Origin of the sequence: Rhizobium sophoriradicis, assembly GCF_003939025.1 — a bacterium.
In the GTDB taxonomy this organism is placed as follows: domain Bacteria; phylum Pseudomonadota; class Alphaproteobacteria; order Rhizobiales; family Rhizobiaceae; genus Rhizobium; species Rhizobium sophoriradicis.
The window spans coordinates 112,246-127,316 of record NZ_RQIH01000002.1 but is presented as its reverse complement, the minus strand read 5'-3'; the positions used below and the strand labels follow the sequence as shown (position 1 = coordinate 127,316).

Here is a 15,071-nt window from a genome sequence, read left to right as displayed (position 1 = left end):
TGTTTTCGCTTCAGATCTTAAATGGCAACAGGGTCGGAAAGAGGCTTGTGGCGCCCTATTCGACGACTTTCGGCACCAGGAAGAAATTGTGGTCGGTGACCGGTGCGTTAGCGACGATATCGGCCGCCTTGTTGCCATCGGTCACCTCGTCGGTCCGCTTCTTCATCGCCATCGGGGTGACCGACGTCATCGCCTCGACGCCGTCGACATTGACTTCGGAGAGCTGCTCGACGAAGCCCAAGATGCCGTTCAGCTCGCCGACCATGCGGTTTGCCTCGTCCTCGGAGACGGCAATACGGGCAAGTTTGGCGACGCGCTTCACGGTGGCAAGATCGACGGACATGGCATTCTCCGGATAGGATTTTTCCTATCGCTATAAAGGCCATGTCCGCCCGGTGCAACGGGGTTTCGTCAGATCGACAGGCTCTCGGCAGGCTTCAGCGCCTTCACCTCAGTCTTCGATCCCTCCATGCCGTCAATGAACTTATCGGCCGTCTGATCGATGATCGGGAAGGTGCCGAAATGACAGGGGATCGCGGTCTTGAAGCTGAAGTAACGCTGGCAGGCGAGTGCCGCCACTGCGCCGCCCATGGTGAAGCGGTCGCCGACCGGCACGAAGCCGATATCCGGCTGGTGCAGTTCGTTGATCAGCCCCATGTCGGAAAAGATATCGGTGTCGCCCATGGCGAAGATCGAGGCTTCGTCGTCGAAATGCAGCATCAGTCCGTTGGCGTTGCCAAGCGCATGCGAGACGCCGTCCTCGGTGATCTGGGCGGAGGAATGCAGCGCATTGGTGAAGGTCGCCGAGAAGCCGCCGAAGGTGATCGTGCCGCCGGTATTGCCCATTTCGATCCTGTCGACGCCCTTGGAACCCAGCCAACCGGCGAGATCGGCATTGGCGAGAACGACGGCGCCGGTTTCCTTGGCGAGCGCGACCGTATCGCCTACATGGTCGCCATGGCCGTGCGTCAGCAGGATATGGGTGATGCCTGAAGAAACATCCTTGATGTCCTGGCCGGCAAAGGAAGCGTTATGATTGAGGAACGGGTCGAGCAGGATCTTCGCCTTTCCGGTCTCGATGCGAAAGGCGGAATGGCCAAGCCAGGTGATCTTCATAAAATCTCTCCTTACGTGATGCAAAATCTGATTTCGATGGTAAGGACATATCTCATGCGCCGGCGAAGGAAAGCGGCGGCGACTTCAATTTCTTTTGACGGGATGAAATGGCAATGACGGTGCTGACCATCGAGGAAATGGCCGCAACCCTCGCCCCCGGGAAGGCGATTGCCGGCCTCGATCTCGGCACCAAGACGATCGGGCTTTCGATGTCCGACCTCGGACGGCGTTTCGCCACGCCACGGCCGGTGATCCGCCGTGTCAAATTCACCATCGATGCGCAGGCGCTGCTGGATTTCGCGGCAACGGAAAAGGTCGCGGGCTTCGTGATCGGCCTGCCGATGAATATGGACGGATCGGCGGGCCCGCGCGTGCAGGCGACGCGTGCCTTCGTACGCAACATGGAGCAGAAAACGGCGCTGCCCTTCGTCTATTGGGATGAGCGGCTTTCAACGGTTGCGGCCGAACGGACGCTGCTCGAAATGGACGTCTCGCGCGCCAAACGCGCCGAACGGATCGATTCGGCCGCGGCCAGCTTCATTCTTCAGGGCGCGCTCGACAGACTTTCCTTGCTGGCAAGATCTGCAGGGGAGGAATTCAGCGCCTGACGCGCCTGCCACCAGGCAATGATCGACTTGCGCTTTCTGAAGCCAAGGAGGGCGAAGACGATGACACTGTCGACGGCGATTGCCCGGGCAACGAGCGGCGGGATAGCCTCCGGCGGCATGCCGAGCGCCTCGCCGTAGATCTGGAACGTCAGGTCATGGACCTGCCGTGTCAGCATGAAGATGCCGAAATTGATGTCGTAATAAGAGAGCCAGTACCATCCGCCCAGAAAGACGATGGGGCCGGCCCAGAAGATCAGAAACCACTTCATGCGGCCTCTCCTCCATGCTTGCGCGCGACGGGCAGATCGAGGGAGACCAACCAAGTCGACAATGCCATGGTGCAAAGCACCAGCGTCGGAATTGCAATATCCAGCGCCAGGAGCGCGAAGAACATCATTGCCGTCACCAAAAATGCGGCTTTGGCGATCTTGCTTCCCATGGATGTCAACTCGGGGACTTTCACTCGTACCATCTCTGCTGGTGTCACAGTGTCGGCTTAACCCGCCCCACGCAACGTAAACCATTCGTTAAGGTTAACGCCGCATCCGCCTCCTGTGGGTAACGGAAATGTCAGCCATAGACGCCGCGAACGAGACGCTTCAGCGCCGTCGCCGCCTTCTCCCAGTCCTTTGATGTCTTGAGCGACAGGCCGGCGCATTGGCCGCCGGCGGACCCGGCAAGCACGAGATGCTGGATTGCAGCGATGACGACGGCATTGACAGCCGCCGCATCCACACCCTTCGGCGGCGCCAGCGAGCCGCGCATGCGATCCAGCCAAAGGGCGAGAGCCTTCGATCGTGCTTCGGAAAGGCGCCTCACCTGCTCGGTATTTTCCGATACCTCCCAAGCGAGGATGCGGCGCATCAGCGGATCATTTCTCAAGGCGTCGAGCAGAAGCAGCGCCAACCGCTCCATCAGATCGCCGTAAGTGAGCAGGAACATGCCGCCAGCATCTTCCGGAATGCGATCCCTCACCCATGTGCCGAGATCGGCGCCGATCGCCTCGACCAGACCGTCAAGGCCGCCATAATACCGGTAGATCAGTTGCTTGTCGCAACCGGCGCGGCGGGCGACGGCATTGATGCCGAAATTCTGGAAGCCTTCTTCCGCCAGCAGGCCCTTTGCGGCGGCAAGGATGGCGCGCTCGGTGGCGCCGCGATCGCGCACCCGCCGTTCCGGCTCGCCACCGGCGCCGGGCGAACTATCAAGATTTATTGCTTCATTCAGCATGACCGACCCTTCCCCGCTGTCACCAATCGGTGAATAGCGGGGAGGCTTCCTCCGATCAATCCTATCCCTTTGGGAAGATTGTGGATATTTCGTTCGGCACGAATAATTCGGCTGCGAATGGCTGCTTGAGGCGGCCAAATCCCTTGAGAAATCTCACCCCGACGGTTGATCGCGATGGACGAACCCGTCATAGCTGAATTATGAACAAAGCTAATATTCTCCGCTAAGGCCCTGCAATGGTGAACTATATCGAAGCCTCTTCCGCGCCGCCGAAGAACACCGGCGCCATCCGGCTTTACGACACGCAAGCATTCGAAGGCATGCGCAAGGCATGCCAGCTGACCGCCCGCTGCCTCGATGCGCTGGCCGATATCGTCAAGCCCGGCCTGCTGACCGATGAGATCGACCGGTTCGTCTTCGATTTCGGCATGGACCACGGCGCCTATCCGGCGACGCTGAACTATCGCGGCTACACCAAGTCGACCTGCACGTCGATCAACCATGTGGTCTGCCACGGCATTCCGAACGACAAGCCGCTGCGCGAAGGCGATATCGTCAATATCGACGTCACCTTCGTGCTCGACGGCTGGCACGGCGATTCCAGCCGGATGTATCCCGTCGGCACCGTTAAGCGCGCCGCCGAGCGACTGCTCGAAGTGACCTATGAATCGCTGATGCGCGGCATTGCCGCGGTCAGGCCGGGCACCCGCACCGGGGCGATCGGCGAAGCGATCCAGACCTATGCGGAGGCCGAGCGCTGTTCGGTGGTGCGCGATTTCTGCGGCCACGGCGTCGGCCGGCTGTTCCATGATTCACCGAACATCCTGCATTACGGCCGCGCCAATGAAGGGCCCGAACTGCGTGAAGGCATGATCTTCACCATCGAGCCGATGATTAATCTCGGCCGGCCGCATGTGAAGGTGCTGGCCGACGGCTGGACGGCGGTGACCCGCGACCGCTCGCTTTCGGCACAATACGAACATACGGTCGGCGTCACCGCCGACGGCTGCGAGATCTTCACGCTGTCACCTGCTGGGCTCGACCGGCCCGGACTGCCGTCGCTTGCCAGGTGACGATCCGATGGCGAAGGGGCCTGCTGCAACATCTTCTGACGACGAGCTGCCTTTCGCGACTGAAGAGCCTGTTGCCGACGAACGTTCGTTCTTCGGCGGCCGGCCGCAAAACCCAACCGTGCCGAATGCCCGGACCGCCCTGCCCGCCTCGCTCTCCGCACCGGAACATTACCACGGTCATCGCGAGCGGCTGCGTGACCGCTTCCGCGAGCAGGGCGACACGGCGCTGGCCGATTATGAAATCCTCGAGCTCCTGCTTTTCCGCCTGATCCCGCGGCGCGACACCAAGCCGATCGCCAAGGCGCTGATCGAACGCTTCGGCTCACTTTCCGGCGTTTTTGGCGCGCCGGCGGCGTTGCTGACCGAGGTCAAAGGCGTCGGCGAGAATGTAGCCCTCGACCTGAAACTGATCTCGACGGTGGCCCACCGGACGTTGAAAAGCGAGATCAGAAGCAAACAGGTGCTCTCCTCCTGGTCCTCGGTCATTCAATACTGCCACGCCGCCATGGCGCACGAGACCCGCGAACAGTTCCGCATCCTCTTCCTCGACAAGCGCAACGTGCTGATCGCCGACGAGGTACAGGGCCGCGGCACGGTCGACCATACGCCAGTCTATCCGCGCGAAGTGGTCAAGCGCGCGCTCGAGCTTTCGGCAACAGCGATCATCCTCGTCCACAACCACCCCTCCGGCGACCCGACGCCCTCTCGCGCCGACATCGACATGACGAAGGTGATCATCGAGGCGGCCAAGGCGCTCGACATCACCGTCCACGACCACATCATCATCGGCAAGGACGGACATGTCAGCCTCAAGGGGCTGAAGCTGATCTGAGAAGCAAGGCTGGAGTTGACAGCAGTCGGTGGCGCGCGATTGTATGCAATCTGCGCTCCATTCGCTGAACAATGCCCGCTGGGGATACCGAGAAGATGAAGCTCCATGACGATCCGCAGCGGTAACATTGATCGATCGACCCGGCTCTGCCGCGGCGTGCTCTGCCTCGACGACTTTGAAATGAAGGCACGGCGACATTTGCCGAAGCCGCTGTTCGGTTACATCGCCGGCGCGACCGAGACCAATGCGTCGCTGCGGCGTAACGCCGAGGCCTTCCAGGCCTATGCCTTCCGGCCTCGGGTCCTTCGAGACGTCTCGACGCGCAGCACCGAGACGAGCCTCTTTGGCAAGACCCACGCCGCCCCGTTTGGCATCGCGCCGATGGGGATCAGCGCGCTGATGGCCTATCGGGGGGACATCGTGCTCGCGCAAGGCGCGGACCAATCGGGAATCCCGATGATCATCAGCGGCTCGTCGCTTATCCCCTTGGAAGAGATCGCTGCGGCTTCGCCACCAGCATGGTTTCAGGCCTATCTGCCCGGCGAACCCGATCGTATTGATGCCCTCATCGATCGCGTCGGTGCGGCCGGCATCGACACGCTTCTGCTGACCGTGGACACTGCCACGCTGCCCAACCGCGAAAACAATGTCAGGGCTGGATTTTCGACGCCTTTGCGTCCCGGCCTCCGCTTGGCATGGCAAGGCATCTCGCATCCCCGCTGGACCACCGGCACATTGCTGCGCACGATCGCCCGGCACGGCATTCCGCATTTTGAAAATTCCTATGCCACAAGAGGCGCGCCGATCATCTCCTCCAACGTCATGCGCGATTTCGGCAGGCGTGACCATCTCAACTGGGCCCATTTGGAGCAGATCCGCAAGAGGTGGTCCGGCAAGCTCGTGGTCAAGGGGATCATGCATCCCGAAGACGCAGCACGGGCGGCCGATACCGGGGCGGATGGCGTGATCGTCTCCAATCATGGCGGCCGCCAGCTCGACGGCACCGCATCTCCCCTTCAGGTCCTTCCGGAGATTGCGGCACGCGTCGGAGACAGCATTGCCGTCATGATCGACGGCGGCATCAGGCGGGGAACTGATATCATGAAGGCGCTGGCGCTGGGGGCCCGTTTCGTGTTCGTCGGCAGGCCGTTCCTCTATGCCGCAGCCGTCGCGGGGCTGCCGGGCGTGCTGAAGGCGGCGGATATCCTGACGGCGGAACTGCATAGCAATATGGCGTTGCTCGGCGTTACCAAGGTGGGCGATATTTCTGCGGACTACATCACCCGCGCATGAAAAGCCGTCGCGTGCTGACATCGATAGGACGAAGCTGATCATCGACGCGGTGAAAGCACTTGATATCATCGTCCACGACCAGATCATCATCGGCAAGAACGGCCATGTCGCCTGAAGATGCTGAAGCTGATAAAACACAGGTCCGGCTGAATCGGCGGTCGTAAAACAATCTGTAACATTGACCGGCTACCGATGAGGCGCGACATTTTTGTCGCAAATGATTCCATTCCAATCCGGGGCTTGATGATGTTTCAGTACGATCTCGTTGTGGTGGGTAGCGGTCCTGCGGGGCGCCGCGGCGCGATCCAGGCTGCCAAGCTCGGCAAGAAAGTGCTTGTCATCGAGCAGGGTAAGCGCGTCGGCGGTGTGTCCGTCCATACCGGCACCATTCCCTCGAAGACGCTGCGCGAGACCGCGCTCAATCTTTCCGGCTGGCGCGAACGCGGTTTTTACGGCCGATCCTACCGCGTCAAGCAGGAGATCAGCGCCGAAGATCTGCGCCGTCGCCTGCTGATTACGCTCAACCATGAAGTGGAAGTGCTGGAGCATCAGTTCGCCCGCAATCGTGTGCACCATATGCGCGGCAGGGCGAGCTTCGTCGATACGTCGACGCTGCAGGTCATCAAGGATGACGGCGAGATCACCCAGGTCAGCGCCGCCAGCGTGCTGCTCGCCGTCGGCACCAAGCCGTTCCGCCCCGATTACATCCCCTTCGACGGCAAGACGGTCCTCGACAGCGACGAACTGCTCGACATCGAGGAGCTGCCGCGCTCGATGATCGTCATCGGCGCCGGCGTCATCGGCATCGAATACGCGACGATCTTCAGCGCACTCGACACCGCCGTCACCGTCATCGACCCCAAGGCGACGATGCTCGACTTCATCGACAAGGAAATCATCGAGGACTTCACCTATCAGCTGCGCGACCGCAACATGAAGCTACTGCTCGGCCAGAAGGCCGACAAAGTTGAGAAGCTCGAAAACGGCAAGGTCGAGCTGACGCTCGATAGCGGTCGGCGCCTGACCACCGATATGGTGCTCTTCGCCGCCGGCCGTATGGGGGCGACCGACATGCTGAACCTTGAGGCCATCGGCCTCGAAGCCGACAGCCGCGGCCGCCTCAAGGTCAACCCGGAGACGTTTCAAACATCGGTTGCCAACGTCTACGCCGCCGGCGACGTCGTCGGCTTTCCGAGCCTCGCCTCGACCTCGATGGAACAGGGCCGCATCGCCGCGCGCGTAGCGATCGGGGCGGTTGCCAAGGAGCCGCAGAAATATTTCCCCTACGGCATCTATGCCGTGCCGGAGATTTCGACTTGCGGCCTGACCGAAGAGGAAATGAAAGAGCGCGGTATTCCCTATGAATGCGGTATTGCCCGCTTTCGCGAGACCTCGCGCGGCCACATCATGGGTCTCGACACCGGACTTCTGAAGCTGATCTTCTCGCTGAAGACGCGCCGCCTGCTCGGCGTGCATATCGTCGGCGAAGGCGCCACCGAGCTGGTGCATATCGGCCAGGCGGTGCTCAATCTCAAAGGCACGGTCGAATATTTCGTGGAGAACACCTTCAACTATCCGACGCTCGCCGAAGCCTACAAGATCGCCGGGCTCGATGCTTGGAACCGGATGGGCGACATCAAGTCGGAACTGTAGCCGCACGGCGACAGAGCAGCCATCTCAATCCCGCCACCTGAAGGGCGCCGAAGGCATTGCGCATCATTTCCCTGAACGCATGGGGCGGCAGGCTGCATGAAGCCCTGATCGATTATGTCAGGCAGTCCGATGCTGATGTGCTGTGCCTGCAGGAGGTGCTGCGGGCGCCGGATCCTGGTTCCGGATGGCCGATCTATCGCGATTCGGGGCTGGAGCTGCCGCAGCGCGCCAATCTGTTTGCGGAGATCAGCGCCGCCCTGCCCGGCCATGACGGCTTCTTCTGCCCGACATCGCGAGGCACGCTCTTCGACGGCGATGCCGCCATTGTCGCCGAATTCGGGCTGGCGACCTTCGTGCGCAAATCGCATTCCGTCATCGCCCAGGCGATAGACTTTGACAGTGCGACCTTTAAGATCCTCGCCCGATTAGGTCTTTCCGATCTCGTCACCGGAAACGGCCTTGTCGATACGCGGACCTCCTACTATCTGAAGCAAGGCCGCTTTGCCGACTACATGCTGGTGACGCCGGAGGTGAAAATTGCCAAGTTCGAGGTGGTGGCGAGCCCCGAGGTCTCCGACCACCGCGCATTGCTGCTCGATATCGTGTAGTATATTGAGGAACGGCGCGCGCCGCCCAAACTTTTGCGCGCAATGTACGATTTTACGCCTTAGGTTGAACCGTGATCAATCGCATTAATACGCCGTGCCTGATTTGTGCCCTCAACGCCATTTTGCCTCCGGGCAGACGTTTCTAAAGAAAGATAGATACTCTTGTCCCATGCTTTGGAAGCCGCACGCAGACGTTTTCAGCTCATCCTGATCAAGCCGTCGCATTATGATGACGACGGCTACGTCATCCGCTGGTGGCGGGCGATGATCCCTTCCAATTCACTCGCAGCTCTCTACGGCATCGCCGCCGAATGCGCCGAGCGCCAGGTGCTCGGGCCCGATACCGCAATCGATATCACCGTCATCGACGAGACCAATACGCGGATCGATTTCCCCAGGCTGCTCGCCCAGTTCAAGCGCCACGGCAATTTCGGCATGGTCGCGCTGGTCGGCGTCCAGTCAAACCAGTATCCGCGCGCGCTCGATATCGCCCGCCCCTTCCGTGATGCCGGCCTGCCGGTTTCGATGGGCGGCTTTCATGTATCCGGCTGCCTGTCGATGCTCGACGGCAAGGCGGTCGGGCTCGACGCCTGCCGCGACATGGGCATCTCGATGTTCGCCGGCGAGGCCGAGGGGCGGCTGGACATGGTGTTGCGCGATGCCGCCAACGGCGAGCTGAAGCCCCTCTACAATTTCATGAACGACCTTCCCGGCATCGGCGGCACACCGGTTCCCTTCCTGCCGAAGGACAATATCCAGCGCACGCTCGGCCTCAGCACCAGCTTCGATGCCGGGCGCGGCTGTCCTTACCAGTGCTCGTTCTGCACCATCATCAACGTGCAGGGACGCAAGTCGCGCTTCCGCTCGGCCGACGATGTCGAAAAGCTGGTGCGGATGAACTGGGCGCAGGGCATCCACAAATTCTTCATCACCGACGATAATTTCGCCCGCAACAAAGATTGGGAAGCGATCTTCGACCGGTTGATCGAGCTCAAGGAGCGGGACGGAATTCCGCTCGGCCTGATGATCCAGGTCGACACGCTCTGCCACAAAATCCCGAACTTCATCGAGAAATCCCGGCGCGCCGGCGTCACCCGCGTGTTCATCGGTCTTGAAAACGTCAATCCGGACAATCTGACCGCCGCCAAGAAGAACCAGAACAAGATCACCGAATACCGCAAGATGCTGCTCGCCTGGAAGGCGCAGGGCATCATGACGCTGGCCGGTTACATTCTGGGCTTCCCCGCCGACACGCCGGAATCGATCCGCCGCGATATTGCGATCATTCAGGAAGAGCTGCCGCTCGACGTCATCGAATTCTTCATCCTGACGCCGTTGCCGGGTTCCGAGGACCATCAGGTCCTGTGGAAGAAGGGCGTCGAGATGGATGGCGACCTCAACATCTACGATGTCGAGCACGTCTGCACCGCGCATCAGAAGATGAGCAAGCAGGAGTGGGAGGACATCTACCACGAGGCCTGGTCGCTCTATTATTCGCCTGATCATATGAAGACGCTGCTGCGCCGCGCTGTCGCGACCGGGGTGCCGCTCGCAAGGCTCGTCAAGGTTCTCGTCTCCTTCGCGACCACCGTTCCGCTGGAAAACGTGCATCCGCTGCAGAGCGGCCTCATGCGCCTGAAGACGCCGGCCGAGCGACGCCCGGAACTGCCGCGCGAAAACCCGCTGGTCTTCTGGCCGCGCTTTGCCTGGGAAACTTTGAGCAAACATGCTTCGCTCGCCGGCACGATTATCGGCCTGACAATTTCGGCATTCCTGATTTCGTGGGATGCCAAATCGAAGAGCTACACGGATCAGGCTCTGACGCCGGTCGCCGACGACGAGGAAGAGACGCTCAGCCTCTTCACCAAAACCGCCGGGGGAGCGGCGGCCGTCAGCCATGTCCGGAAAGTCGCGGAGCTGACACGGCATTGAGCTGCAATCCCGGCAACGGCGGCTGACGCCCTGTTGGCCGGAAATCACCGGAGACGTCAAAGGCGAAGCCTGGCGCTCCGACTTTGACCGGCGACTAAGCCACTCGGATCATTTGGCTGGTCTCAGCCACCTGCAGGGTATCGAGAAATTCCACGATCTTCACTGGTTTGCCGCCACTGAAATGGATCTTGTCGATGAACTCGGTGCGGAAGCGCACCCCTGACGGGATATGTCGGACCTCGCCTTCACGATGCGCAACGACCACCTCATGGTCCTCATCGGCATACATCCCAGCTGTCCTCATGCCGGACAGATCCCAGTCATTGATCAGCTGCGTAATCGCTTGGCGAAAGGCAGGTCCGCCTGTTTCAGTAGAAAAAGGCGCCATCCGCGTATTGCCGACAATGCGAAAGGTGCAATTCTCGCCGAGCAGCGCCAGCGTGCCCTCGATATCGCCGCGACCACGCACAGCATAGATTTCCTCTACCAGCTTTTTCATCTCATGCGTTGAAGTCATTTTCCGGTCCTCCCATTCCCCCGTAAAATCTGCCTTGAATACTACTTCATTTCAACTCTTTGTTGTTGCATTCAAGACAAGACCACGAAGACGGCATTGGAGAATGAACCGTCCGGATGATCCGAAAAAACAAAAGGCCCCGCGCGATGGCGGGGCCTTTCCAAGCTTCAGAACTGAAAAGCGATTATTAGGCGCTTTCGTCGGCTGCCTTCTTCTTCGGAGCAGCCTTCTTCTTCGGAGCGGCTTCCTCGCCTTCAGCGGCGTCGGCAGCTTCGGCCTTGGCGGCAGCCTTCTTCTTCGGCGCCGCCTTCTTGGTGTCAGCCTTGGCCTCGCCTTCTCCCTCGGCGAGCAGTTCTTCCTTCGTCACCTTCTTGTCGGTGACGTCGATTTCGGTCAGCAGGTGATCAATGACCTTCTCTTCGAAGATCGGGGCGCGGATCGAGGCGGCGGCGCCCGGCTGGCTGCGGAAGAATTCGAGGATCTGCTTTTCCTGGCCGGGATACTGGCGCAGCTGATCGTAGATGGCGCGCTGCATTTCGTCTTCGGTCACTTCGACGCCGGCCTTTTCACCGATCTCGGAGAGAACGAGACCGAGGCGGACGCGACGCTCGGCGAGCGTCTTGTATTCCTCACGCGCCTTCTCTTCGGTCGTGTCTTCGTCCTCGAAGGTCTTGCCCGACTGGGCGAGGTCGTTGTTCACCTGGCTCCAGATGCCGTTGTATTCGGCGTCGACGAGCGAAGCCGGAGTGTCGAACTTGTACATCTCGTCGAGCTGGTCGAGGATCTGACGCTTCAGCTTCTGGCGGGTCAGCGAGCCGTACTGCGATTCGATCTGGCCACGGACGATCTCCTTCAGGCGGTCGGCGGATTCGATGCCGAGCTTGGAGGCGAGTTCGTCGTTGATCTCGACAGCGCCGGGGGCTGCAACATCCTTGACCGTGATGTCGAAGGTCGCGTCCTTGCCAGCGAGGTTCTTGGCCGGGTAGTCGGCCGGGAAGGTCACGGTGATGGTCTTCTCTTCGCCGGCCTTGACGCCGACGAGCTGGTCTTCGAAGCCCGGGATGAAGCGGCCGGAACCGATCACCAGCTCGGCGCCCTGGTCGGTGCCGCCTTCGAAGGCTTCACCGTCGACCTTGCCGACATAATCCATGGTGACGCGGTCGCCGTTGGCGGCCTTGCCGGTTTTGCTTTCGTAGGAACGGGCGCTTTCGGCAACCTTCAGGACCTGCTCGTTGACTTCGTCATCCGAGATGTCGATGACTTCGCGCGTGACCTTGATGCCCTTGACCGACTTCAGCTCGATCGGCGGCAGCACTTCATAGGAAAGGGTGAATTCGAAATCCTGCTGGGCGGAGAGGATCTTGTCGGCTTCGTCCTTGTCTTCCGTCATGGCGATTTCCGGCTGCGTGGCCGACTTTTCGCCGCGGCTGGACAGGATGGCGGACGGCTGTTCGCGGACGATCTCGTTGACGAGTTCGGCCATGATCGACTTGCCATAGACCTTCTTCAGGTGAGCTGCGGGGACCTTGCCCGGACGGAAGCCGTTGATGCGAACCTTGTCCTTCACATCGGCAAGACGCGCATTCATCTTGTCTTCCATGTCCTTGGCCGGGATAACGACCTTGATTTCGCGCTTCAGCCCTTCAGCGAGCGTTTCGATAACCTGCATGTCTTCCTACCTTCATGTCGTGGCGGCCGTGCCCAGACGCCGTTCGTTTCGATGAGCACGACGCCGGCTGCGTGCCGCGCGTGGCTTTTCCCAATTCCTGTATCATTCCGCCAAAAAGGGGAACGGCACTCACTTCCGAGTATTCGGAACAACCTTCGGTCATTCGGGGACAACTAAGATCTTAGTCTCCCCCTGCAAACAGCCTGGTGCGGGTAGAGAGACTTGAACTCCCACGCCTTGCGGCACCAGAACCTAAATCTGGCGTGTCTACCAATTTCACCATACCCGCGTCCACAGAACCGCATGCCTATGCCTGCGCATGAGGCCTTCCGGAGCGCGGCGTCTCTATATCACCCGATTTGGTCGAGGCAAAGGAAAAATGAACGGCAAATGACAAGGGATTTAAGGTCTCCAGCCGCCCTGCTCCGAAGGCTTGCGGGATCAGTAAAGCGGCTCGTCGTAAACCGGCTTGCCGTCAACGAGCAGACTGCGAATCTGCGCGCTTCCGTCAGGCGAAACGCGCACCGCTATGGCGACATTGCCATCATTGCGCGCCTCCTCCAGCGGTTTACCCTGACCTTCGGGGACGTAATAGCGCTCGATGCCGTATTCGACGCGGTTGCTGTCACCCGCAGCCAGTCCGCCGCTATAGAATGGCTGGCTGCGCAGGATCACCGTTTCCGGCTGACGCGGCAGCGTCTGGAAGGACGATTCGGTCACCGTCCAAAAACCGTCCCCCTGCTTCTTCAACCGGACCCACAGCGTGCGTTCGCCCGGCTCCGCCGGAATGCCGCCGGAAACTGTCTGCACCGGCACAGTGGAAATGTCGTAGTTCAGGACGACATAATCGCCGCGCAGGAAATCACGCGGATCGACCGGGGCCGTCTTCAGCAGCACTTCGGTGCCGTTGGTGAGAATCGACGCCCGGCTCTGGATGATCGTGCCGAGGATCACAGTCTGCAGGCCGGCGACGATGATTGCCGAAAGCAGGTAGCCCTTGCCGGACTGCAGCCGTGCCATCAACGAGCTCATGCGAGCTCCTCCCGTGCATTTGCCGAAAAGCGCCGCTCGAGACGGATGACGATCCATGCGACCAGCGCAACCACGAGACCGGAAAACAGGAAGAGGCTCGACGTGCCGAGGATCGAGCCGACGGTCACGGAAGCGAGATAGAGCATCTCTGCAGCGAAGGCCGTATAGGCAAGGTAACGCACGGCACCGTTGTTCCTGCCATGCAGCGCGATCGCCAGCACGGCGGCGGCAAGTGTCGCCAGACCGAGCACCACCAGCCGCCATCCCTGCTCTATCTCGATATGCAGCAGCAGCAAGCCGATCGCCGCGACGAGGAAGCTGTAGAATGCCGGGGCCGCGCCGGCACTCCTGACCAGTGGCGCGATACGGGGATGCGGCAACGCCGTCAGCACGAAAACCGCCATGCCGCCGATGGCGAAGGCAAGCGCTACCGCCATCTCCTCATAAAGCGTGTAGAGCCATGCAAGCCAGCCGATCATCAGCAAATAGGCCAGATGACGAGCCCGCGCAGCGCCGGTGTAACGCACCAGCGCGATGACGATCACCGCCATAACAGGCGCCATCCAGGGATCAGGCCCGATCCAATGCGTGTCATTATTCTCGAGGTAAACGGCAAAGGAGGCCCAGGAGAGGAAGCCGGCGACGACCACCACAGCGCCCGAACGGAACAGGATCGCCGAGATCGTCGCGATGGCGAACCAGAGATACATCACCGTCTGCTGGTCGCCGGAGAGATGATACATCTGCCCGACCAGAGAAATGGCACCCCCGAAGCTCATCGCCCCGATGACCAGCAGGCCGCTTGCAGCGGCTGTCGCACCGCGTGCGAGCATCAGGGCGGCGGCGATATGCACCGCCCAGATCAGAGCGAGGATGGCGCCGACGCGGACGAGGCGCGGAATGGCTTCCCAATTGGAGGCGACGACCAGCAGAACGGCAGCAGCAAGCAGCACCGCCGCCAGCCCCATCAGCACCCGGCCGAGGCTGAAGCTGGCCGGGCGGCTGTCATATTCGGCGAGAAGCGCGCCGGCCGTTTCCTTTGCCAGCAGACCCTTGCCCACCCAGAGCGAGAGATCCCGCTCCAATCTGCCGCGATACATGATTCCACCCCTCAGTTTCGCGACGCTCGCCCGGCGCTGCGGCTTCGTCATTTATAGACGCAGCAGGCAGCTTCGCAAACGCCTCAGCGCTGAATATGCAAATTCCTCATTGGTCTAATTTGGGTCAGGTGTTAACCGGGCGCTAACGTCGGAACTGCTAACATCAGCATATGAAGGACGAGGTATGCGCGATCGGCATATCTCACATGTAATTATTGCACTGCAAAATATCAATTAGTCATACTATTTACCGACATATCGAAGCACGGGGGTGGCGCCCCGGCCCGGCACTGCCGGACGCCCGCGGATGGCTTTGTCCGTGACGAGATTCGCAGCCGCGCACTCCTCCTCCCAAGCGCGCCGCGATAGACTGGCGACACTCCTCCTCCCAGTTGCCAGTCACTATAA

16 protein-coding genes, 1 tRNA gene and 1 pseudogene are annotated in these 15,071 nt (G+C 60.7%); 8 read left to right on the top strand and 10 right to left on the bottom strand.

What is annotated here, in order from left to right:
- Positions 1 to 55: 55 nt before the first annotated feature.
- Entirely contained in the window at positions 56 to 343 is a 288-nt protein-coding gene (gene gatC, locus EFR00_RS02945) for an Asp-tRNA(Asn)/Glu-tRNA(Gln) amidotransferase subunit GatC (protein ID WP_009992749.1), read from the bottom strand.
- A 68-nt stretch (positions 344 to 411) separates the two neighbouring features.
- Positions 412 to 1,116: a metal-dependent hydrolase gene (locus tag EFR00_RS02940; RefSeq protein ID WP_009992750.1), complete on the bottom strand. Its 705-nt coding sequence runs from the start codon at positions 1,114 to 1,116 to the stop codon at positions 412 to 414.
- Positions 1,117 to 1,229: 113 nt separating this feature from the next.
- Between EFR00_RS02940 and ruvX the strand changes: the two genes are divergently transcribed.
- Positions 1,230 to 1,724: a Holliday junction resolvase RuvX gene (ruvX, locus tag EFR00_RS02935; RefSeq protein ID WP_038692501.1), complete on the top strand. Its 495-nt coding sequence runs from the start codon at positions 1,230 to 1,232 to the stop codon at positions 1,722 to 1,724.
- Here ruvX and EFR00_RS02930 read toward each other — a convergent pair.
- From EFR00_RS02930 to EFR00_RS02925, 3 genes are all read right to left on the bottom strand, one after another.
- The gene (locus EFR00_RS02930; protein WP_077993930.1) at positions 1,661 to 1,993 is read right to left on the bottom strand and encodes a DUF6105 family protein; all 333 of its coding nucleotides are present in this window, start codon (positions 1,991 to 1,993) and stop codon (positions 1,661 to 1,663) included. The two genes, ruvX and EFR00_RS02930, sit on opposite strands and share 64 nt — an antisense overlap.
- A complete protein-coding gene (locus EFR00_RS32895) occupies positions 1,990 to 2,163 on the bottom strand; it encodes a hypothetical protein (protein ID WP_009994755.1) in 174 nt (57 codons plus the stop codon). Before EFR00_RS32895 ends, EFR00_RS02930 begins: the two co-directional genes overlap by 4 nt.
- A 131-nt stretch (positions 2,164 to 2,294) precedes the next feature.
- Positions 2,295 to 2,954 (bottom strand): TetR/AcrR family transcriptional regulator, encoded by a 660-nt coding sequence (locus EFR00_RS02925; RefSeq protein WP_009994753.1) that lies wholly within the window; start codon positions 2,952 to 2,954, stop codon positions 2,295 to 2,297.
- 236 nt (positions 2,955 to 3,190) lie between these two features.
- Here EFR00_RS02925 and map point away from each other — a divergent pair, with 236 nt between their 5' ends.
- The 7 genes and pseudogenes from map (at position 3,191) to EFR00_RS02890 (ending at position 10,345) form a co-directional block, all read left to right on the top strand.
- Entirely contained in the window at positions 3,191 to 4,027 is an 837-nt protein-coding gene (map, locus tag EFR00_RS02920; protein ID WP_077993931.1) for a type I methionyl aminopeptidase, read from the top strand.
- 7 nt (positions 4,028 to 4,034) lie between these two features.
- The gene (radC, locus tag EFR00_RS02915; RefSeq protein WP_077993932.1) at positions 4,035 to 4,859 is read left to right on the top strand and encodes a RadC family protein; all 825 of its coding nucleotides are present in this window, start codon (positions 4,035 to 4,037) and stop codon (positions 4,857 to 4,859) included.
- 105 nt (positions 4,860 to 4,964) lie between these two features.
- Entirely contained in the window at positions 4,965 to 6,152 is a 1,188-nt protein-coding gene (locus EFR00_RS02910) for an alpha-hydroxy acid oxidase (protein ID WP_077993933.1), read from the top strand.
- Positions 6,153 to 6,156: 4 nt separating this feature from the next.
- Positions 6,157 to 6,267, top strand: a pseudogene (locus EFR00_RS02905) (JAB domain-containing protein); the annotation flags it as partial.
- Positions 6,268 to 6,398: 131 nt separating this feature from the next.
- A complete protein-coding gene (sthA, locus tag EFR00_RS02900) occupies positions 6,399 to 7,805 on the top strand; it encodes a Si-specific NAD(P)(+) transhydrogenase (protein ID WP_077994095.1) in 1,407 nt (468 codons plus the stop codon).
- A gap of 56 nt (positions 7,806 to 7,861) precedes the next feature.
- Positions 7,862 to 8,413 (top strand): exonuclease/endonuclease/phosphatase family protein, encoded by a 552-nt coding sequence (locus EFR00_RS02895; RefSeq protein ID WP_009996532.1) that lies wholly within the window; start codon positions 7,862 to 7,864, stop codon positions 8,411 to 8,413.
- A 162-nt stretch (positions 8,414 to 8,575) separates the two neighbouring features.
- On the top strand, positions 8,576 to 10,345 hold the full coding sequence (locus tag EFR00_RS02890) for a B12-binding domain-containing radical SAM protein (protein WP_077993934.1): 1,770 nt from the start codon (positions 8,576 to 8,578) through the stop codon (positions 10,343 to 10,345).
- Positions 10,346 to 10,439: 94 nt separating this feature from the next.
- On the opposite strand, the gene EFR00_RS02885 is transcribed toward EFR00_RS02890, so the two are convergent.
- From EFR00_RS02885 to EFR00_RS02865, 5 genes are all read right to left on the bottom strand, one after another.
- Positions 10,440 to 10,862 carry a nuclear transport factor 2 family protein gene (locus tag EFR00_RS02885; protein WP_009996534.1) on the bottom strand — a complete coding sequence of 141 codons (423 nt, stop codon included), beginning with the start codon at positions 10,860 to 10,862 and terminating at the stop codon, positions 10,440 to 10,442.
- 187 nt (positions 10,863 to 11,049) lie between these two features.
- Positions 11,050 to 12,531, bottom strand: coding sequence for a trigger factor (gene tig / locus EFR00_RS02880; protein WP_077993935.1), 1,482 nt, complete (start codon positions 12,529 to 12,531; stop codon positions 11,050 to 11,052).
- Positions 12,532 to 12,735: 204 nt separating this feature from the next.
- Positions 12,736 to 12,820, bottom strand: a tRNA-Leu gene (locus EFR00_RS02875).
- Between the two features lie 152 nt (positions 12,821 to 12,972).
- Positions 12,973 to 13,563: a GDYXXLXY domain-containing protein gene (locus EFR00_RS02870; RefSeq protein ID WP_077993938.1), complete on the bottom strand. Its 591-nt coding sequence runs from the start codon at positions 13,561 to 13,563 to the stop codon at positions 12,973 to 12,975.
- The gene (locus tag EFR00_RS02865; protein ID WP_077993941.1) at positions 13,560 to 14,663 is read right to left on the bottom strand and encodes a DUF2157 domain-containing protein; all 1,104 of its coding nucleotides are present in this window, start codon (positions 14,661 to 14,663) and stop codon (positions 13,560 to 13,562) included. The genes EFR00_RS02870 and EFR00_RS02865 overlap by 4 nt, the downstream gene beginning before the upstream one ends.
- Positions 14,664 to 15,071 lie beyond the last annotated feature (408 nt).